Consider the following 18981-nt stretch of genomic DNA (forward strand, 5'->3'; position numbering starts at 1 on the left):
CTCGCCGCGCAGGCGGCGGGCGTCACCCCTGAGATATGGTCGAACCAGTCATGACAATTACTGCAGAAGAGGAAATGCCGCGTGCCAAACGCAGGTCGAGCCTGATCCGCTCGCCGCAGTTCTCTTCGCTCGTCATCCTGATTGTTCTGCTGGCGGTGTTCGCGATCGCCGACGCCAACTTCCTGTCGCCGCTCAACATCTCCAACATGATGGCGTTTCTGCCCGAGCTCGGCATCATCGCGCTCGGCATGACGCTGCTTTTGACAGCCGGCGAGTTCGACCTTTCGGTCGGTGCCGTATTCGGGCTGGCGCCGGTCGTGGTCATGCTGCTGGTGCAGAACGGCGGGGTCGATATCGGCGTGGCGCTGCTGGCCGGACTGGTGCTCTGCATAGCGATCGGTGCGATCAACGGACTGATCGTCACCAAGATCGGCATTTCGTCCTTCCTTGTGACGCTGTCGATGCTGCTCGTGGTGCGAGGCGCGGCCCTCTACATCACCCAGGGCTTTCCGCTGAAGTCCTGGGACCAGCCAGGCTTCTTCGTGACGCTGCTGGCCGGCAGCTTTAGTATCGGAACGTTCCGTTTCTATACCTCGCTGTGGTGGTTCATCGGCCTGTCGCTGCTGGCGGTCTATGTGCTGCGCTACGCCAAGCTCGGCAACTGGATCAGCGCAATCGGCTCGAACCGTAACGCTGCCGTGGCGCGTGGTGTGCCGGCCGATGCGGTCAAGATCTGGCTGTTCATCCTGACCTCGGTGCTGGCCGGTCTCGCCGGCATGATCAGCGCCTTCCGCATCTCGGCGGCATCGCCGGTGGCCGGCACCGGCTATGAGCTGGAAGTGATCGCCATGGTGGTCGTCGGCGGCACCGCGCTGACCGGTGGGCGGGGCACCATTTTCGGCACCATCGTCGGCGCGCTGATGCTGCGCAGCATCCGCAACGGCATCGTGCTGATCGGCGTGCCAGGGCTCGCCTACAACATCTTCGTCGGTGTCATCATCCTTGCCATGCTCATCCTGCACGCTTTGCTGCAGAAGAACGCCGCCAGGAGCTGATCATGGAAGTGCTTCGGCTGCAGAACCTGCAAAAATCCTTCGGCAGCGTCCGCGCGCTGAAGAGCGCCTCCTTCACGCTCAACGAGGGCGAAGTGGTGGCCTTGCTCGGCGACAACGGCGCCGGCAAATCGACATTAATCAAGGCGATCTCCGGGGTCTTTCCGGTCGATCGCGGCGACATCTATGTGCGCGGCCAGAAGGTCTCCATCCGCTCGACGCGCGACGCGATGGACCTCGGCATCGAGACCATCCACCAGGACACCTCGCTGGCTCCCGATCTCAGCATCGCGCGCAATCTTTTCCTCGGCCGCGAGCCGGTCAATCTCAAATGGCTTGGCGTGTTCGCGCCGCTCGATCTCGCTCAATTGCGCGATGCCGCCTCGGCACTTTTGAAGCGCGTCGGCATCTCGAAGAAACTCGACGCCGATGCGCTGGTCTCAACGCTGTCGGGCGGCGAGCGTCAGTCGATCGCCATCTCGCGCGCCATGCAGTTCGCCGCCAAGGTCATCATCCTCGACGAGCCGACCAACAATCTCGGCGTCGAGGAAACACACGGAGTACTGCGCTTCGTCAAGGAGGTGCGCGATGCCGGTCACTCGGTGCTTTTGATCACCCACAACATCCATCACGTCTTCCAGGTCGCTGACCGCATCATCGTCATGCGCCGTGGCGAGATCGTCGCCGAGCAGACAGTCGCAGACACCGACCTGCTGACCGTGGAAAGCATCATCACCGGCGCCGACATGTCGGCCCTCCTCAAGGAGACGAGAGCGAAGTGAAGGACGGGAGCAAAGTGAAGGAACTGGCCGTCACATGGTAGAGCTTTACGGCAAGACGCTGTCGCGCCGGCAGGTCTCGGAACGCTCGGGCATGCTGTCGCAATTCGCCGGCGTGCGGCTGATGACGCTTGGCGACGGGGTGGAGCGCGGCATCCGTATGCTCGAATTCCGCACCGGCTCCGGCCTGCGTTTCACCGCGCTGGTCGACCGGGCGCTCGATATCGCCGATTGCGACTTCAGGGGCCAGGCGATCGGCTGGCATTCGCCGAGCGGCTTTCGGCATCCCGGCCTGCACGAATACGAAGGCGAGGAGGGGCTGGCCTGGGCGCGGTCGTTTTCCGGCCTTCTGCTGACCTGCGGCCTCGACCATATATTGTTCATGAACGAGGTACCGGCCGACACCTACAATTACCCGCCCAAGAAGACGGTGCGCCACTCGCTGCATGGCCGCGTCAGCACTATCCCAGCGCGGCTGACCGGCTATGGCGAGACCTGGGACGGCGACCACTGCGTGTTGTGGGCCGAAGGCATCGTCCAGCAATCGACTGTATTCGGCGAGGATCTGCACCTGCTGCGGCGCATCGAGGCCGATGTCGGCGGCAACGAGATCCGGCTTTCGGACCGTGTCGTCAATCACGGCTTCAACCGGACGCCTCATATGTATTTCTATCACATCAATGTCAGTCATCCGGTGCTCGACGAGGGATCGCGCTACCTGGCGCCGATCCGCGACGTCGTCTGGGCAGGCCATGCCGGCGAGCGCTATGAGGCGCAGAAGGTCGGCTACCGGACGGTGCCGGCGCCGCAACCGGGATTCAAGGAACAGGTCTGGCAGCACGAACTCGGCGCCGACAGCACCGGCCAAGTCCCGGTGGCGGTGGTCAACGACAGGCTCGGCCTCGGTTTCGAGGTGGTCACGCGCAAGGACCAGTTGCCCTGCGCCTATCAATGGCAGAACTTCCAGGCCGGACAGTACGCGCTTGGCATCGAGCCGTCGACGCATCATGTGCTTGGGAATCTGGCGGCGCGCGAACGCGGCGAGATGATCTGGCTGGAGCACGGCGAGAGCCGCACCTACGATGCGGTGTTCCGGGTTCTCGACGGCGCCGGCGAGATCGCCGCCGCCGAAAGCCGGATCGCGGCGATTGCCAGACAGCCGCAGCAGGATTATCCGCAGCCGTCGGGCCGTTTTCCTGTTCTTGGAGGCAGGTCGTGATAATGGCGAATAGGATACGAGACACCAGTTGGGAGGCTGGCTCCGGCCGGAGCGGGGAGGGCTCGCGGCCGATCGGGAATTGGAGGTCACAATGGCTGGCACGGTAAAGCGCGATTACAGCCTGGTCGGCGAAAGCACGCGCAGGGCGATCGAGACGGGGCTGGCCTCGGCGGAGTGGTACCACACGGATGTCCCCCGCAAGGCGATCAAGGAGTTGATGCAGCGCTCGGACGGCCCGGCGATCCGCGACACGATCCTCTGGATCGTCGCCATCCTCGGCTCGGCCGCCGGCGCCATCTATTTCTGGGGTACCTGGTGGTGCGTGCCGTTCTTCTTCGTCTACGGCGTGCTCTACGGCTCGTCCAGCGACTCGCGCTGGCACGAATGCGGCCACGGCACTGCCTTCCGCACGCGCTGGATGAACGATGTCGTCTACCAGATCGCCAGCTTCATGCTGATGCGCAACCCGGTGACCTGGCGCTGGAGCCATGCCCGCCACCACACCGACACCATCATCGTCGGGCGCGACGCCGAGATCGCCGTGATGCGCCCGCCGGACCTTTTGCGTGCGGCGCTGGCTTTCACCGGCATTCTCGATTTTCGCTATTCGCTTCCGGCGCTGGTACGCCAGGCGTTCGGCAAGCTGACGCCCGACGAGAAAAGCTACGTTCCCGAGATGGAACAGCACAAGGCCGTCATCGCAGCGCGCTGGCATATTGCCATCTACATCGCCACGATCGCCCTCGCCGTTTTCATGCGGTCGTGGATACCGGTGGTGCTCATCGGCGTGCCGCGCCTCTACGGCACCTGGCACATGGTGATGACCGGCCTGCTGCAGCACATCGGTCTGGCCGACAACGTCGTCGATCACCGGCTCAACACCAGGACCGTATACATGAATCCGATCAGCCGGTTCATCTACTGGAACATGAACTACCACGTGGAGCATCACATGTTTCCGATGGTGCCTTACCACGCGCTGCCCAGGCTGCACGAACTGATCAAGCACGATCTGCCGGAGCCGAACCCGTCGATATGGCATGCCTATCGCGAGGTCTGGCCGGTCCTGCTCAGGCAGCTCAAGTACGAGGATTATTTCCTCAAGCGCGAACTGCCGCCAACGGCCAGGCCCTATCGTGGCGAGTTCCACGAAGTGAACATGTCGGCGGCGGCTGAATAGGCACCGCAGCAGCGCAACGCAGAAATTTCGGGAGAAGCAGAGATGGCCGATTGGGTCGAAGCGTGCGCCGTGGGCGATGTCGACGAGGAAGATGTCATCCGCTTCGACCATGGCGGCCGCACCTTCGCTATCTACCGTTCGCCGGACGATGAATTCTTCGCCACCGATGGGTTTTGTACGCATGAGAAGGCGCATCTGGCCGACGGGCTTGTGATGGACGACATCATCGAATGCCCAAAGCACAATGGCCGCTTCAATTACAAAACCGGCCAGGCCAAAGGGGCTCCCGTCTGTGTCAATCTGCAGACCTATCCCGTCAAGGTGGAAGCTGGCAAGGTGATGATCCAGATCGCCTGACCGGCCTTCTGCCACGTAGCAAAGGGGACCAAAATCCATGAGCCGGAAAAGACCGACCGTCGCCGACCTGCGTGCCCTGAAGGGCAAGCGGCAGCTGACGATGCTGCGCGTGCTGACGATGGACGAGGCCGAGGCCGCCGAACGCGCCGGCGTCGATATCGTCTCGGTACCGCCGGAGCTCGTGCTCAATCCGCAATACCGCGATGCGGCACCCAGCCTGTTCACCATGCCGGGCGAGAATTTCTTCGAGATCGGCACAGCAGATGATTTCGTCCGCTGGGCGTTCCGGCTCTACAAGGCCAGCGCCGATGCGGTCTATTGCAGCGCCGGCTACGCCACCATCAAGCGGATGGCCGACGATGCCATTCCGGTAATCGGCCATGTCGGTCTCATCCCGTCACGCGCCACCTGGACCGGCGGCTTCAAGGCCGTCGGCAAGACCGCCGATACCGCCATGCAGGTGTTCGAGGCGGTGAAGCAACTGGAGGCCGCCGGCGCGATCGGCGCCGAGATCGAGGTGGTGCCGGTCGAGGTGGCCAAGGCGATTTCGGAACGGACGTCGCTGATCATGTTGTCGATGGGGGCGGGCACCGGCTGCGATGCGCAATACCTGTTCGCAGACGACATCCTCGGCCAGAACCGTGGCCACATGCCGCGCCATTCCAAGGTCTATCGCAATTTCGCCGCCGAATACGATCGCCTGCAGGCCGAACGCATCGCTGCCTTCTCCGAATATGTCGCCGATGTGAACAGCCTGGCGTATCCCGAAGACAGGCACGTCGTGCACATGGACCCGGACCAGCTCAGCCTGTTTATGGAGAAGATCGAAGCCGCATGAGACACGCCGCCTGCGGCGCGAAGCGCCATCGCGGATCGTAAAAGGCCGGTTCGGCGGCAGGGCCAGGTCACCGCATAGCCGGCTGCGATGCCACACGAAAGTTTGTTGGTCCCTGTCTGGACGGCACCGGCCAGATGATGTTGAAACCGGTGCGTCATCGGTTTGCCGGACAATTGTGCGGTTGCCGATGGAGCGGGTGAAAATTCCCCTTCGGACAGTTCTGCGCATGACCGCCATTCCCGAAAACAAAGCCTTGCCGGAAACCGCGACGGCGCGGCAAGCCCGGCGGGTGGCGCTGATCGTCGCCGTCGCCTTTTTCATGCAGCTTCTGGATTCGACCATCATCTCGACCTCGCTGCCGCAGATGGGAGAATCCTTCGGCGTGCCCGCGGTGGCGATGAGCATCGGCATCACCGTCTATATGCTGACCATGGCGGTGTTCGTGCCGCTGTCCGGCTGGCTCGCCGACCGTTTTGGCGCGCGCAACATCTTCCTCGTGACGCGCAAATATCGAGGAATTTAAAGTGCTTACGTCTTCGAGGTAGCGATCCTTCCAGCACCCCTCATCCGACCGAGCTTCGCTCGGCCACCTTCTCCCACAAGGCGAGAAGGAAAGAGCGGCGCTACACCGGCCGATATATCTTCTCCGCCGTGTTCCAAAAGACATCCGCCTCGGCGGTCGCGCCGTGTTTTGCCACGGCCTGCCGGTGCGCCCTGGTCAGTTCGGCGTGGCTGGTCCACAGTTTCTCGATCGGGAAGTTCGAGCCGAACATCAGATGATCGCTGCCGAGGATGTCGATGGCATTGTCGACGATATAGCTGATCAGCGCCGGATCGTTATGGTGGACGAAGGTGCCGAGGCCGGACAGCTTTGCATAGAGGTTGGGCGCCGCTGACAGCGTGCGCAGCCCTGCCTTCCAGGCCTCGGTGGTTTCGGGCTCCATGCCGGTCAGCATGCCGGCGTGGGTGAGAATGAAATTGGTCTCGGGGTTCTCGCCGACGAGCGTCAGCCCATCCTTCATCTGGGCGGGGAAAAGCTGCAGGTCGAAGGACAGGCCATAATCCTTGAGGCGCGCGACATTGGCCCGCACCTTCGGGTCGATGACCTGATCGGCCGAGGCGGCGAAGCGGAAGGCCGGCGTTTCGTGCCAGTGCAGCTGCATGCGCACGCCGCGCAGCAGAGGGTATTTGATCAGCCGATCGATCTGGGAACGCACGTCGTTCACAGTCATATCGGCATAGCCGACGATGGCGTGCGGCCAGCCGGTTTCTTCCGCGGTCTTCTGCAGGAAGGCGACCTCGTTCTCGAAATCCTCCTTGGCCCAGTTGGTCTGGACATAGACCGCCTTCTCGACGCCCGAGCCTTGCTGGTCGGCAAGGAATTCCTCGATCGGATAGTCGCGGCGGATCGGCTCGTAGGGGCCAAAGATCCGCGGCACTATCGGCCCGACCAGCCACGGCTGGTCCTTTTGGCGCCAGATGTGGAAATGCGCGTCAATCGCCTTCTGCATCACGAAACCCTCTTCCAGATTGCCGCGGCCACGGGGGCGGGGCGGGCGAGCGACAGGATGAAATCGGTGAGGCCCGCGATGGACGAGCCGTCGACCAGGTCGTCGAGCATCGGCAGGATGGCGCGAAGTGCTGCCGTTGCCGGCTGGAAACGCGGATCGCCGGCCAACGGCGTCGCCAGGGAGAGTCGGAAGGCGCGGGCACTCAGCCGGCGCATCGCCATTTCCAGCTCGGCATGATCGCCGCGCTCGAGCGCATCCGACAGGATGACGATTGCCGCCCCGCGTGCAAAGGCGGAGAACCGTGGCACCGAGAGGAAGGCTAGCAGCGTTGGACCCATGCGGGTGCCGCCGTCCCAGTCGTCGACCTGGGCAGCGGCGCGGGCCAGCGCCTGGTCGCGGTCGCGAATGCGCAGCGCCGAGGTGATGCGGGTCAGCCGTGTGCCGAAAGTGAAGACCTCCGCCCGGTCGGCGCCTTGCACCGCCGCGTGTGCCAGCTTGAGATAGTCCGATGTGTAGTGCTTCATCGAGCCCGACACGTCGATCAGGATGAGAAGCTTGCGCGGCACTGTCTGCCGCCGGCGCAGCAGCGGCGAGGGGATATCGCCGTCGGCACTGACGATTTCGCGCAGCGAGCGGCGCAGGTCGAGCTTGCCGCGCGCATGCGTGCGCACGGTGCGGAAGGACCGGCGGGCGGGCAAAGCGGTGGCGAGCTTGCGGCGGAAGGCGGCAAGCCCGTCGCTATCGCGCTGGAACTCGCGGACGCTCAACTGTTCGCTGGCCGAAGACAGCTCGCCGCCTTCCTCCTGGCGGACCGCTTCGATTTCTTGTTTGCTGGTTTTGCCGTCGTCCTTGATGCGGGCTTCCTCGTCGGCGTCGCCTTCGACCAGCGCCGCGGCATCCCCATAGAAATGGCTCCGGAAATGCGCCTCGAATTCGTCGCGGCGGTCGGGCGGCGGCGCCAGCGTGGCGAGGGCCGCTTCGCGGATGTCGGCCATCGAGCGTGGGCCGAGCAGCGTAACCGCCTGCATGAAACCGGAGACCTGCTCGGGGGCGATGGCGAAGGCGTGGCTGCGAAGCAACCGGGCGAAGCCGAGGAAGGGTGTTGCCCCTTGAGGCAGGCCCGCCGCGCTCACGCTAGCGCCTCCTCGATAATCTTGCCGAGCTCGGGCGCGATGCAGGACAAGTCTTCCTCGTCCTTGATCAGTACGCCGATGGCGCGGCGGAAGGCTTCCGGCCAGGGGCTGCCGCCCTTTTCAAGGATGGTGGCGGCATTGGCCCATTCGACCGCCTCGGCGATGCCTGGCGGCTTGGCCAGCGGACGCGCGCGGATGTCGCGCACCGCGGAAGCCACGGCGCGCGCCGTGGCCTCGGCGACGTCGCCGGCGCGCAGCAGGATGATCTCGGCCTCGCGAATGGCGTCGGGATAGGTGATCCAGTGATAGACGCAGCGCCGCCGCAGCGCTTCGGCCAGTTCACGGGTGCGGTTCGAGGTCAGGATGACGATCGGCTGCGCCGTCGCGCGAATGGTGCCGCGCTCGGGAATGCTGATCTGGAAATCGGACAGGAACTCCAGCAGCAGCGCTTCGAATTCATGGTCGGAACGGTCGATTTCGTCGACCAGCAGCACGCGCTTTTCCGGCGCCTTCAGCACCTGCAGCAGCGGCCGCGCGATCAGGAAACGGTCGTCGTAGATGTCGACCTCGTGCTCGCCGGCATGGCGGATGGCGAGCAGCTGGCGCTGGTAGTTCCACTCGTATAGCGCATGTGCGGCGTCGATGCCTTCATAGCATTGCAGCCGCACCAGATCGCGCCCGAGCAGTTCGGCTATCGCCTTCGCCGCTTCGGTCTTGCCGACGCCGGGCGCGCCTTCTAGCAGCAGCGGCTTACCCAGCCTGATCGCCAGGAAGATTGCGGTGGCCAGGCTTTCATCGGCGAGATAGCGCGAGGCGGCGAGGCGGGACGCCACCGCCTCCGGCGAGGTCGCGACTGTCTCTGCGCTTGAAGTCCGGGCGCTTCTCTTGGGCATTTCCAGCACTCAGTTCGATGCTTGCGCCTTCAGCGCCCGCAGGATGCGCTCCGGCGTGATCGGCAGCGTGTCGATGCGCACACCGACGGCGTCGAAGACGGCGTTGGCCACCGCCGGGATTTGCGGGTTGGCGCACATTTCGCCCGGCCCCTTGGCGCCGTACGGCCCGTCGGCCGAGGGCCTCTCCAGCACGATGATCTCGGTTTGCGCGAGATCGCCAGGACCCGGCATCAGATACTGGTTGAAGTCGGTGCCGCCATGGTCGCGGTTGGGATAATAGGGCTCGGTCGTTTCGTAGAGAGCATGGCTGATGCCCATCCACGAACCGCCGACGAGCTGCTGCTCGACCATTTTCGGGTTCAGCGCGCGGCCGATCTCAAAGACGTTCTTCACCGTCAGCACGGTGACTTCGCCGGTCTCGTCATCGACCTCGACCTCGGCAACCGTGCAGGCGTGGGCGTAGCAGGTCGACGGCTTCATCGCGCCGGTTTCCTTTTCGGGATAGGAGCGGGGGATCAAAAACATGCCGCGGCCGGAAATCGAGCGGCCGCGCTTGAAATGCGCCGACAGCGCGACATCGAAGATCGAGATCGATTTTTGTGGCGCGCCCTTGACCAGGATGTTGCCCTGGCCATCGGTCTCGAGGTCCGACGCATTCACCTCCAGCTCCTCGGCCGCTACTTCCAACATCACCTGGCGGGCTTCCCTGGCCGCCTGGATGACGGCGTTGCCGGCGCGGTGCGTGCCACGCGAGGCGAAGGTGCCCATGCAGTGCGGACCGGTGTCGGTGTCGGCGGTGTCTACGACGACACGGTCGGTCGGCACGCCGATCGTCTCGGCGCAGATCTGCGCCATGATCTGCTTCATGCCTTGGCCAAGGTCGACACTCGACAGCGTCACCATGAAATTGCCGGTCGGCGTCGAATGCACCAGCGCCTGGGTCGGGTCGCCGCCGAGATTCATGCCGGTCGGATAGTTGATCGCGGCAACGCCGCGTCCGCGCCTGATCGCCATCTCAAGCTCCCTTCGCGTAAGACGACATCGCCATGAACTTCTCCGCCACCGGCCAGTTGGCGGCGCGTGAGGCTTCCTGCATGCACTCGATCAGCGCCGCTCCCTCGGTCGGCTGGCGATGCGCCTTCATGTCGCCGTCGCGGTAGGCGTTGATGAAGCGGAATTCGAGCGGGTCCATGCCGATCAGCCGTGCGAGCTTGTCCATCTGCACCTCCAGCGCAAAATCGCCGATGGTGACGCCGAAACCGCGCATCGCCGAGGACGGGGTGCGGTTGGTGTAGACGCAATAAGTGTCGATCCAGACGTTCGGGATCGTATACGGGCCGGGATAGTGGCCTGCGCCCTTCTGCGCGCCGTAGGGCGAATGGCGCGAATACGCGCCGGCATCGGTGTAGCCGGTCACTTTGCGCGCGACGATGCGGCCGTCGTTCATGACGCCGTCCTTGATGACGACCTTCTCGGCGGCGCGCGGCGAGGAAATCTGCATCTCTTCCTCGCGGCTGTAAATAAAACAGACCGGTCGTCCTGTTAGTTTGGCGCCAAGGATGGCGATCGGCTCGACGATGACGTCGACCTTGCCGCCGAAGCCGCCGCCGACGGTGCCGCCGACGAAATGCAGCTTGTTGCCGGGCATCTGCAGGATGATCGAGGTATTGTCGAGGGTGAAGAACATCGCCTGCGTGTTGGTGTAGCAGGTGAAGCGGTCGTTACCCTCGGGTGCGACGATGCAGCCTGTCGTCTCGGTCGGCGCATGCTCGATCGGTGAAGACTGGTAGGTCTGTTCGAGCACGTGGTCGGCTCCGGCAAAGCCTGCCTCGACATCGCCAAACCGCACCTTGCGGCATTCGCCGCTGTCGTAGAGGTAATAATTGCGGCCGTGATATTCGTTGACGATCGGCGCGCCGGGCTTCAGTGCTTCGTCCATGTCGAAGACGGCCGGCAGCACCTCGTAATCGACCTTGACCTTGGCGGCGGCTTCCTGGGCGGCACGCTCGGTCTCGGCCAGCACCGCCACCGCCGCCTCGCCCTTCCAGCGCACCTTCCCGTCGGCCAGCACCGTCTCGTCCTCCGGCCCGATCTGGATCAGGATCAGGATGGTGTAGACATTGTGTGGCACATCCTTGGCGGTCAGCACCTTGACGACGCCTGGGTGCTTTTCCGCTTCGGATGTATCGATGCTGCGGATGCGGGCGTGGTGATGCGGGCTGCGCACCATCTTCAAATGCAGCATGCCGGGAAAATTGCGGTCGGCGAAATAGGTGGTCTTGCCAGTGACATGGCCGGGTGAATCCGAACGCGGCCGCGGCTGGCCGATCTCGTGCAGATCGTCCTTGCGCTGGTCGGCGAAATAGCTCTTGCGGAGTTCCATTTTCTTAACCCCCTCAAGCCGCGTTCTGCGAATTGGACCGCGCGGCGGTCAGCACCGCCTGGATGATCGGCTCGTAGCCGGTACAGCGGCAGATATTGCCCGACAGCGCCTCGACCACGTCCTCGCGGCTGGGGTTCGGCGTGTGATCGAGCAGCACCTTGGCGGCCATGATCATGCCCGGTGTGCAGAAACCGCATTGCGTGGCGAAAGCGTCGAGGAAAGCGCGTTGCAGCGGATGCAGCACGCCGCCTTCCGAAAGCCCTGATGTTGTGGTGATAGTCGCACCATTGCAGGCCTCTGCCAGCGTCAGGCAGGAGAGCCTGAGTTCGCCATCGATGATGACCGAGCACGCACCGCAGGTGCCTTGATGGCAGCCGCCCTTCGGCGAGGTGTCGCCGATCTTGTCGCGCAGCGCATGAAGCAGCGTCGTGCCGCTGTCGATGAACTCGGCCTTTTCGGCGCCATTGAGCGTGAACTGAACCGGGACCTTTGCCATCTTTCTTACTCCTTGCGCGGCAGCGAGGCGGACATACGCGCCACGGTCTTTCAGGCGAGCAGCAGCCGGCCGAGATGGACCGGCAGGACTTCGTTGCGATACCAGGCACTGGCGATCGGATCGGTGGGCGGCGAGATGCCGTCGCGCGCAACAGCCAGCGCCGGTGCAATGCCGTCTGCGGTGAGTTTGCGGCCAATCAAGGCTTTCTCCGCCGCCCTGGCACGGATCGGCCGGTCGGCCATGCAGCCGAACGCGACCCGCGCTGACGACACGGTGCCGTCCGGCGCCTGTTCCAGCACGGTGGCGATGCTCAGCACCGAGACGCCCTTTGGCTTGACCCGCGACACTTTCAGGAAGCGAAACCCGCCTTCCTTCGGAAGCGTGAAGCCGACCGCCGTGACGATGGCGTCATTGCTCTCGCGCTTTGCCAGGAATGTCTCAATCGGCAGCTCGCCGTCACCGGTGCTGACGGTTGCGTCCAGAGCCAGTAGCGCAACGGTGAAATCGCCGTAAGGTGTTGGCGCGAAGAGATTGCCCCCGACCGTCGCCATGTTGCGGATCGCCGGTCCGCCGACGACGCGCGCGGCGTGGGCCAGGGGGGCGAGATCCGGATGGCGGGCGATCGCCGCCATGGTCACCGAAGCGCCAATGCGGACCTCGTTATCGGAAACGGCGACGGCCGACAGCGCCGGTTCGGTCGACCTGACGAAACCGGAGATCGACACATCGCCTTCATTGGCGGCGCGCACGACCAGCGTGCCGCCACCGAGATAGCAGGCGCCGGCGGCTTTCAGCGCCGCGCCGGCGTCCTTCACCGTCGCGAAAGTCTGCAGTGCAAGCGTCATGGAACGCTCCTGTTTGTCAGCTCAGTCCAGTTCAACCTTGGCCGGCAAAATGGGCCTTCAGAGCGTTGAAGCCGCCCTGGAAGACGTTTGCGCCCATGCCTTCGGCCAGCTTGTCGGCTTCCTCTGGGGGCGCGTCGAAGCTGGCGCTCCATTCGGCATAGGTACGGTCGCCGTCGGTCACCCGTCGCAACTGCAGCGTCGCCTTGTGGTTGGTGAGCGGCTGCGGCGTCTCCAGGATGGAGTAGCTGACGAGGAAATTCTCGTCGGAGAAATCGAGCAGCTTTTCGCGGAGGCGGGCGCCGCTGGCGAGCTGGAAATTGCGTACGCAGCCGATCGTGCCGGCATCCTTGCCGTCCTCGATATGACTTTCGACCATGCGCGGGTGCCAGGTCGGCAGGCCGTTGAAGTCGCGTATGCGCGCCCAGACCTTTTCGACCGGCGCGTCGATGACGCTGGAGATAGTGACTTTCGCCATTTGATCGTTCCCTCGCAAATCAGCTGCCTGGGAGGGTAGGGCGGCGGACTTGGCGGCGCTTATCAATGCGTCTTGAACGCCTATCAAATAGTCTGAAAAACGGGCGCTCAGCCGATCGCCCGTGCCGCCTCGCGGTAAAGCGTCGGCGGGACGCCGACATGGTCGCGGAAGAAGCGCGAGAAATTGCCCTGGGTGGTGAAACCGAGATTGCAGGCGACCGAGATCAGCGGCTCCTGCGACCATTGCAACTGCCGCACCGCTTCCTCCATGCGCAGCGTGTTCCAATAGACGTTGGGCGTCAGATTGGTCTGTTCCTTGAACAGTGCGAAGAAATGCGGCCGCGACAGGCCGACGCTGCGCGCCACGTCGTCGAAGCAGATGCGCTCGCAGACATTGGCTTTCATCAGCTGGATCGCCTTGCGGACGCGGAAGTCCTGCATGGTGTTGACGCGGGCACGCACGGTCTGCGGTGCGGACGCGTCGGCGGCATCGAGCACGCTGTCGATGAAGCGCTCGATCTCGTAATTGGCGATGTCGTCGATGCTCTCATTGTCGCTGAGATGGTCGAGGAGGTTAGCCGCTGCCTTGTGCAGCCAAGGCTCGAGCGTGATTGCCGGGGCGGAGAACAGCGGCGCCGAGGAAGGCAGCTCGCGGCGCCTTCGAGCCCAGTCCGGATCGATGTAAAAGGCGAGGAACAGGCCGGGCGTGCCGTCGCGGGACAGAGCGTGGCTGTGCGGCTGGAAGGAATTGATGCCGGCGGCGGTGCCCGGTCCAAGCCGCACCGTCTCGCGGCCGATGGTCATCTCGCCGGCCGTGCCTTCCAGCCAGATGATGATATGCGCCTCGACATGGGCATGGGTGACGAAGTCGCTGGCGACGTTCAGGACAGAAACATGTCCGAACCGGCCCCAGTAGAGCCTGATCGCTTCCGTCATGGGTATATCCTCCCGCAGGCGACTGGCCTCCCTTCGCCTGCTGCGAGCGATTGTGCGGCTCAGTTTGGGCTTGCGTCAAGACGCATGTGCACGCCCGGGCGCCGGCCATGCGCCGCTCCGGCGGATTTTCAGACTCGGCGATAGGAGCGCGTCCCCTTCTCCCCCCTGCGGGAGAAGGTGGATCGGCGCGTAAGCGCCGAGACGGTTGAGGGGTGTTGGAAGAAATGAGGCGATGCCAAGCTGGCGCACCCCTCATCCGTCGCCTTCGGCGACACCTTCTCCCACAACAAGGGGAGAAGGGGACGTTGGGGCTTGAACGTCAGTCGTTGCGCCTGAAATTGCGGATGCGGTCGAACAGCACGGCGAGCAGGATGGCGCCGCCGATGAACACGCCTTGCCAGAAGGCATTGATGCCGAGCAGGCCGAGGCTGTTGCGGATGACCTCGATCAGCGCCGCGCCGACGACCGCGCCGAAAGCGGTGCCCATGCCGCCGGCCAGGTTGGCGCCGCCGATGACGGTGGCGGCGATCACCTGAAGCTCCATGCCGTTGCCGAGATTGGTGGTGACCGCGCCCAGCCAGCCGGTCTGGATGATGCCGGCAAGGCCAGCCGCCAGTGCCGAGATCATGTAGACGACAACCTTGATCTGGCGCACCGGAACGCCGGTCAGCGTCGCCGCATGCTCGTTGCCGCCGATGGCGAAGATGTGCCGGCCGAATTTCGTCCAGCGCAGCACAAAGCCGGTGATCAACGCCAGCACGATCATGTAGAGCACCGGATTGGCGATCCCGAACACCCATGCGCCGCCGCCCAGCGCCAGCAGCTTGTCGTGGTCCGGCCCGAACTGGAAGACGACGGTGTTGTTGGACGCGACCATGGCAAGGCTGCGCGCAATCGACAGCATGCCGAGCGTCACCACGAAGGGCGGAAAGCCGAGATAGGCGATCAGAACCCCGTTGAAGGCGCCGATGATCAGCGCTGTCGCGATCGCAGCGCCAATGCCGATCTCGATGCCGTAGCCGGCATGCATGGTCACGGCCAGTACCATCGAGCAAAGGCAAAGCACCGAGCCGACCGACAGGTCGATACCGCCCGTGATGATGACGAAGGTCATGCCGAGCGCGACGATGGCGACGAAGGTGACGTTGCGGGTGATGTTGTAGAGGTTCTTGGTTGTGGCGAAGGAATCCGTGGCCACCGACAGGAACAGGCAGGCGAGGATGACCGCGATCACCACCCAGAAGGTCTGGCTGGCAAACACCTTGCTCAGCAAGGTGTGCTGCTTGTGCGCGATCGTCTGATCAAGGGTGACAGCCATTATCGACCTTTTTTACTCATGGTTGAGGCGTCAATCATACCTGTTCGATGGCGCCGGTGATGAGTCCGGTGACTTCTTCCGGCGAACTCGATGCGATCGTCTTGTCGGCGACCTTGCGGCCGCGCCGCATGACGATAACGCGGTCGGCAACGTCAAAGACGTCGGGCATGCGGTGGCTGATCAGCACGACGGCGATGCCCTGGTCGCGCAAATGGCGGATTAGGTTCAATACCTCGGCGACCTGGCGCACCGAGATCGCCGCCGTCGGCTCGTCCATCAGCACGATCTTGGCCTGCGAAAGCATGGTACGGGCGATCGCCACCGCTTGCCGCTGGCCGCCCGACATTTGTTTGACCAGGTCGCGCGGGCGCGTTTCGGATTTCAGCTCGGCGAAGATCTGGCCGGCACGCTTGTACATCGCGGCATAGTCGAGGATGCGGAACGGCCCGACGCCGCGGCGCAATTCGCGGCCGAGATAGACGTTGGCGGCGGCTGTCAGATTGTTGCACAGTGCCAGGTCCTGATGGACGATCTCGATGCCGTGCTGGCGCGCCTCGACCGGCTTGTGGAGGATCAGCTCCTTGCTGTCCATCTGCATCGTGCCATGGCTCGGCGGGAAATTGCCGGCGATCATCTTGACCAGCGTCGACTTGCCGGCGCCGTTGTCGCCCATCAGGCCGACAACCTGTCCGGCCTCGATCGACAACGAAACGTCGTTGACCGCCTGGATGGCGCCAAAATGCTTCGAGATGTTGGTGAGTTCGAGAACCGCCACCAGCCTTCTTGCCTCCCCGTGCTTTTGGGCCAGCGGTTCTGCCGCGGCCTTTCGCTCTCCCCAGTTCCTCCCGGAAGCAGCGATTTCGCCCATTTACGCATAAGCCTTCTTGGCGTCAACCACGGCTTCTTTCGAAAAATCAGTTTTGTAGGACAAATAGCATTGACGTCGGTGACAAGGCGATATTAGCTAAGTGTCGGAGGAGCTTGCGCCGATCCCCCGGGTTGCCGGAAGGAATCGGTGAGGGTTTGTCGGTCAGGGATTTGGTAACCGGCGATATCTGTCGGTGCCGGTCTGAGACTGAATATGAAAATGCTTATCGACCTGGCTTGGCGACACGAGTGCGACGTCCTCTGTCATCTTGCTCCGGGTCGGTCTGTGTGTGGCGGGCACGCGGTGTCCGTTTGTTTCAAAAGGGAGGACTGACATGAGGAAATCACTATTGCTCGCTGCCGCCGCCGTCATGGCGTTGGGTGCCGGGCCGGCCATGGCCAAGAAACAGCTCGTCATCGTCGTGAAGGGTCTCGACAATCCATTCTTCGAGGCCATCCACCAGGGCTGCGAGAAATGGAACAAGGAAAACGCCAGCTCGGAATATGAGTGCTTCTACACCGGACCGGCGTCGACCTCGGATGAGGCCGGTGAAGCCCAGATCGTCCAGGACATGCTGAGCAAGCCCGACACGGTGGCGATGGCGATTTCGCCGTCGAACGCGCCATTGATCGCGCAGACGATCAAGAGCGCCAATCCGTCGATCCCGATCATGACCGTCGACGCCGACCTCAGCAAGGAAGACGCGGCGCTGCGCAAGACCTATCTCGGCACCGACAACTACCTGATGGGTCACAAGATCGGCGAATACATCAAGAAGGCCAAGCCGAATGGCGGCAAGATCTGCACCATCGAAGGCAATCCGGCGGCCGACAACATCCTGCGCCGCGCGCAGGGCATGCGTGACGCGCTTTCAGGCAAGGACGGCCTCGCGGCGCTGGCAGGGGAAGGCGGCTGGACCGAAGTTGCCGGCTGCCCGGTGTTCACCAATGACGACGGCGCCAAGGGCGTGCAGGCGATGACCGACATCCTCGCCGCCAATCCCGATCTCGACGCCTTCGGTATCATGGGCGGCTGGCCGCTGTTCGGCGCTCCGCAGCCCTATCGCGACCTGTTCAAGCCGATGGCCGACAAGATCGCCAGCAACGCCTTCGTCATCGGCGCCGCCGACACGATCGGCGACGAGGTGGCGATTGCTCGTGACGGGCTGGTGACCGCACTGGTTGGCCAGCGGCCGTTCGAGATGGGCTACAAGGCGCCTTCGGTGATGATCGACCTGATCGAAGGCAAGCCGGTGGCCGATCCGGTGTTCACCGGCCTCGACGAATGCACCAAGGATACCGTCGACACCTGCATCCAGAAGTAGGTCGGCAATTACGGGGCGCCCGTCGGGCGCCCCGTTACGCATCGTCCATACAACGCACGAGGCGACGCTGCTTTGGAGCGTAGGCCGCTGCCTTGTCGTGCCCTGAATTCAGGCTCGACAAGCAGCTGCCGGGGAATACGAATGCCGGACGCGACATCAAAAAAGCGACCCGCCAAGAAGGCAGAGGCTGAGCGGCCGGCCGGCGTTCGGCGCGCCGACGCCGCACACTTTCCCGGCTCGAGCGTGCATGCGTCGCTGGCCAACGAAATCGGGCTGAGGATCGTGCGCGGCGACTATCCGCCGGGAACCATCCTGCCCAACGAAGCCAAATGGTCCGAGACCTTCGACGTCAGCCGCTCGGCGGTGCGCGAAGCCATAAAAATGCTAATGGCCAAGAGCCTACTTGCCTCGCGCCCGAAGATCGGCAGCTGGGTCGAGCCGAAGGAGCGCTGGAACCTGCTCGATCGCGATGTGCTGGCCTGGTACGCGACCTCGCCGGACCGTGAGGTGTTCCTCAGGACCGTGCAGGAATTCCGCCACATCATCGAGCCGGAGGCCAGCGCCTTTGCCGCCATGCGGCGCACCGACGAGCAGATGGCCGAGATCAGCCAGGCCTGCCGCGAGATGGGCGAGGCGACCAATCTGCAGGAGCGAACGCGCGCCGACACGCGGTTTCACCTCGCCATCCTGCGGGCCTCGGGCAACGATCTGCTGGTGCCGCTCGGCGTGCTGATCGAATCGGCGCTCGATCACCTGTTTGTTTTCGTCACGCGCGAAACCAGCGACCAGCAGCATGCGCAGAGGCTGCATGAGGCAATCGAGAAGAACATCCGCCTGCAGCGGCCGGCTGCAGCCCGTGCCGCGGTGCACAGACTTCTAGCCAACACCGACGACGTCATCGGCCGGTCGCGGCGGTGATGGTTGCACAGGGCTGGCGAACTCGGGTGGGACAGGAATTCGGTTTTTATCGTCGCAATGTATTTTGTTCTTGATTTGTGCCGGCAGCTATGCTACTAATTTGGGTATGGTGCGAATTGGCGCCGACGACCCGCCCACCGAGGCGGGTTTTTGTTTTTGGCTTCTTCCGATCGGAAGTGCGCGTGCTTTGGTGCACAGACTTCTCGCCAATACCGACGACGTTATCGGCCGGTTTCGGCGCTGATTCGATCGTTTCTCGGCCAACTGCGTGTAAGTCGGGTCAACCAGCAACGAAGGTCGATCGTTCCCGTCAGTCGCAAATCGCAAATTTAGAGCGGCGGACTTTCATGTGAGTCCATAGCCTGCGGCAGTGAAGTAGTTTCTGCATTCTGTTGGAGAGAAGAGATTGCAGATATCGCCAATGGCCTGCCACAGGGCGTCGATGGTTCTGATGGCC

Annotated in this window: 19 protein-coding genes and 2 pseudogenes; 9 read left to right on the top strand and 12 right to left on the bottom strand. The window is 63.5% G+C overall.

The window, feature by feature from the left end; genetic code table 11:
- The first annotated feature begins 50 nt into the window (after positions 1–50).
- The 7 genes and pseudogenes from NMG46_RS27800 to NMG46_RS27830 all read left to right on the top strand — a co-directional run.
- The gene (locus NMG46_RS27800) at positions 51–1055 is read left to right on the top strand and encodes an ABC transporter permease (RefSeq protein ID WP_254820518.1); all 1005 of its coding nucleotides are present in this window, start codon (positions 51–53) and stop codon (positions 1053–1055) included.
- A complete protein-coding gene (locus tag NMG46_RS27805) occupies positions 1052–1834 on the top strand; it encodes an ATP-binding cassette domain-containing protein (protein WP_254820537.1) in 783 nt (260 codons plus the stop codon). Before NMG46_RS27800 ends, NMG46_RS27805 begins: the two co-directional genes overlap by 4 nt.
- 34 nt (positions 1835–1868) lie before the next feature.
- Positions 1869–3050, top strand: a complete 1182-nt coding sequence (locus NMG46_RS27810; protein WP_254820519.1) for an aldose 1-epimerase family protein — start codon at positions 1869–1871, stop codon at positions 3048–3050.
- A 91-nt stretch (positions 3051–3141) separates the two neighbouring features.
- Positions 3142–4230, top strand: coding sequence for a fatty acid desaturase family protein (locus NMG46_RS27815; protein ID WP_254820520.1), 1089 nt, complete (start codon positions 3142–3144; stop codon positions 4228–4230).
- Between the two features lie 42 nt (positions 4231–4272).
- Positions 4273–4587, top strand: coding sequence for a MocE family 2Fe-2S type ferredoxin (locus NMG46_RS27820; protein WP_254820521.1), 315 nt, complete (start codon positions 4273–4275; stop codon positions 4585–4587).
- Positions 4588–4624: 37 nt separating this feature from the next.
- Positions 4625–5425, top strand: a complete 801-nt coding sequence (locus NMG46_RS27825; protein ID WP_254820522.1) for a 3-methyl-2-oxobutanoate hydroxymethyltransferase — start codon at positions 4625–4627, stop codon at positions 5423–5425.
- Positions 5426–5651: 226 nt separating this feature from the next.
- A pseudogene (locus NMG46_RS27830) lies at positions 5652–5924 on the top strand (MFS transporter); the annotation flags it as partial.
- Between the two features lie 124 nt (positions 5925–6048).
- Here NMG46_RS27830 and NMG46_RS27835 read toward each other — a convergent pair.
- The 11 genes from NMG46_RS27835 to NMG46_RS27885 all read right to left on the bottom strand — a co-directional run bounded on the left by NMG46_RS27835 (position 6049) and on the right by NMG46_RS27885 (position 16189).
- Positions 6049–6936 (bottom strand): amidohydrolase, encoded by an 888-nt coding sequence (locus tag NMG46_RS27835; protein ID WP_254820523.1) that lies wholly within the window; start codon positions 6934–6936, stop codon positions 6049–6051.
- Positions 6936–8069: a VWA domain-containing protein gene (locus NMG46_RS27840; protein WP_254820524.1), complete on the bottom strand. Its 1134-nt coding sequence runs from the start codon at positions 8067–8069 to the stop codon at positions 6936–6938. The genes NMG46_RS27835 and NMG46_RS27840 overlap by 1 nt, the downstream gene beginning before the upstream one ends.
- The gene (locus NMG46_RS27845) at positions 8066–8962 is read right to left on the bottom strand and encodes a MoxR family ATPase (protein WP_254820525.1); all 897 of its coding nucleotides are present in this window, start codon (positions 8960–8962) and stop codon (positions 8066–8068) included. The genes NMG46_RS27840 and NMG46_RS27845 overlap by 4 nt, the downstream gene beginning before the upstream one ends.
- Positions 8963–8971: 9 nt before the next feature.
- The gene (locus tag NMG46_RS27850) at positions 8972–9976 is read right to left on the bottom strand and encodes a xanthine dehydrogenase family protein molybdopterin-binding subunit (RefSeq protein ID WP_254820526.1); all 1005 of its coding nucleotides are present in this window, start codon (positions 9974–9976) and stop codon (positions 8972–8974) included.
- 1 nt (position 9977) lies between these two features.
- Positions 9978–11345: a xanthine dehydrogenase family protein molybdopterin-binding subunit gene (locus tag NMG46_RS27855; RefSeq protein ID WP_254820527.1), complete on the bottom strand. Its 1368-nt coding sequence runs from the start codon at positions 11343–11345 to the stop codon at positions 9978–9980.
- 13 nt (positions 11346–11358) lie between these two features.
- Positions 11359–11841 carry a (2Fe-2S)-binding protein gene (locus tag NMG46_RS27860; protein WP_254820528.1) on the bottom strand — a complete coding sequence of 161 codons (483 nt, stop codon included), beginning with the start codon at positions 11839–11841 and terminating at the stop codon, positions 11359–11361.
- Between the two features lie 50 nt (positions 11842–11891).
- Positions 11892–12686, bottom strand: a complete 795-nt coding sequence (locus NMG46_RS27865) for a xanthine dehydrogenase family protein subunit M (protein ID WP_254820529.1) — start codon at positions 12684–12686, stop codon at positions 11892–11894.
- Between the two features lie 31 nt (positions 12687–12717).
- Complete coding sequence (locus tag NMG46_RS27870) at positions 12718–13161, bottom strand: SRPBCC family protein (protein ID WP_254820530.1); 444 nt, start codon at positions 13159–13161, stop codon at positions 12718–12720.
- 107 nt (positions 13162–13268) lie between these two features.
- A complete protein-coding gene (locus NMG46_RS27875; protein ID WP_254820531.1) occupies positions 13269–14096 on the bottom strand; it encodes an AraC family transcriptional regulator in 828 nt (275 codons plus the stop codon).
- Between the two features lie 319 nt (positions 14097–14415).
- Positions 14416–15414 carry an ABC transporter permease gene (locus NMG46_RS27880; protein ID WP_254820532.1) on the bottom strand — a complete coding sequence of 333 codons (999 nt, stop codon included), beginning with the start codon at positions 15412–15414 and terminating at the stop codon, positions 14416–14418.
- A gap of 34 nt (positions 15415–15448) precedes the next feature.
- On the bottom strand, positions 15449–16189 hold the full coding sequence (locus NMG46_RS27885; RefSeq protein WP_368389326.1) for an ATP-binding cassette domain-containing protein: 741 nt from the start codon (positions 16187–16189) through the stop codon (positions 15449–15451).
- Between the two features lie 427 nt (positions 16190–16616).
- Between NMG46_RS27885 and NMG46_RS27890 the strand changes: the two genes are divergently transcribed.
- Positions 16617–17606, top strand: coding sequence for a sugar-binding protein (locus NMG46_RS27890; protein ID WP_254820533.1), 990 nt, complete (start codon positions 16617–16619; stop codon positions 17604–17606).
- 141 nt (positions 17607–17747) lie between these two features.
- Positions 17748–18524, top strand: a complete 777-nt coding sequence (locus NMG46_RS27895) for a FadR/GntR family transcriptional regulator (RefSeq protein WP_254820534.1) — start codon at positions 17748–17750, stop codon at positions 18522–18524.
- 345 nt (positions 18525–18869) lie between these two features.
- Here the strand turns inward: NMG46_RS27895 and NMG46_RS27900 are convergent.
- Positions 18870–18981, bottom strand: a pseudogene (locus tag NMG46_RS27900) (IS630 family transposase); the annotation flags it as partial.

The sequence above is a fragment of the Mesorhizobium sp. LMG 17147 genome, from assembly GCF_024297145.1.
Lineage (GTDB): Bacteria > Pseudomonadota > Alphaproteobacteria > Rhizobiales > Rhizobiaceae > Mesorhizobium.

Bases quoted from the DNA above. Each gene is read 5' to 3' on its own strand.
- NMG46_RS27800 (WP_254820518.1), top strand. From the start codon at position 51: ATGACAATTACTGCAGAAGAGGAAATGCCGCGTGCCAAACGCAGGTCG.
- NMG46_RS27810 (WP_254820519.1), top strand. From the start codon at position 1,869: ATGGTAGAGCTTTACGGCAAGACGCTGTCGCGCCGGCAGGTCTCGGAA.
- NMG46_RS27815 (WP_254820520.1), top strand. From the start codon at position 3,142: ATGGCTGGCACGGTAAAGCGCGATTACAGCCTGGTCGGCGAAAGCACG.
- NMG46_RS27820 (WP_254820521.1), top strand. From the start codon at position 4,273: ATGGCCGATTGGGTCGAAGCGTGCGCCGTGGGCGATGTCGACGAGGAA.
- NMG46_RS27825 (WP_254820522.1), top strand. From the start codon at position 4,625: ATGAGCCGGAAAAGACCGACCGTCGCCGACCTGCGTGCCCTGAAGGGC.
- NMG46_RS27835 (WP_254820523.1), bottom strand. From the start codon at position 6,936: ATGCAGAAGGCGATTGACGCGCATTTCCACATCTGGCGCCAAAAGGAC.
- NMG46_RS27845 (WP_254820525.1), bottom strand. From the start codon at position 8,962: ATGCCCAAGAGAAGCGCCCGGACTTCAAGCGCAGAGACAGTCGCGACC.
- NMG46_RS27850 (WP_254820526.1), bottom strand. From the start codon at position 9,976: ATGGCGATCAGGCGCGGACGCGGCGTTGCCGCGATCAACTATCCGACC.
- NMG46_RS27855 (WP_254820527.1), bottom strand. From the start codon at position 11,345: ATGGAACTCCGCAAGAGCTATTTCGCCGACCAGCGCAAGGACGATCTG.
- NMG46_RS27860 (WP_254820528.1), bottom strand. From the start codon at position 11,841: ATGGCAAAGGTCCCGGTTCAGTTCACGCTCAATGGCGCCGAAAAGGCC.
- NMG46_RS27865 (WP_254820529.1), bottom strand. From the start codon at position 12,686: ATGACGCTTGCACTGCAGACTTTCGCGACGGTGAAGGACGCCGGCGCG.
- NMG46_RS27870 (WP_254820530.1), bottom strand. From the start codon at position 13,161: ATGGCGAAAGTCACTATCTCCAGCGTCATCGACGCGCCGGTCGAAAAG.
- NMG46_RS27875 (WP_254820531.1), bottom strand. From the start codon at position 14,096: ATGACGGAAGCGATCAGGCTCTACTGGGGCCGGTTCGGACATGTTTCT.
- NMG46_RS27880 (WP_254820532.1), bottom strand. From the start codon at position 15,414: ATGGCTGTCACCCTTGATCAGACGATCGCGCACAAGCAGCACACCTTG.
- NMG46_RS27890 (WP_254820533.1), top strand. From the start codon at position 16,617: ATGAGGAAATCACTATTGCTCGCTGCCGCCGCCGTCATGGCGTTGGGT.
- NMG46_RS27895 (WP_254820534.1), top strand. From the start codon at position 17,748: ATGCCGGACGCGACATCAAAAAAGCGACCCGCCAAGAAGGCAGAGGCT.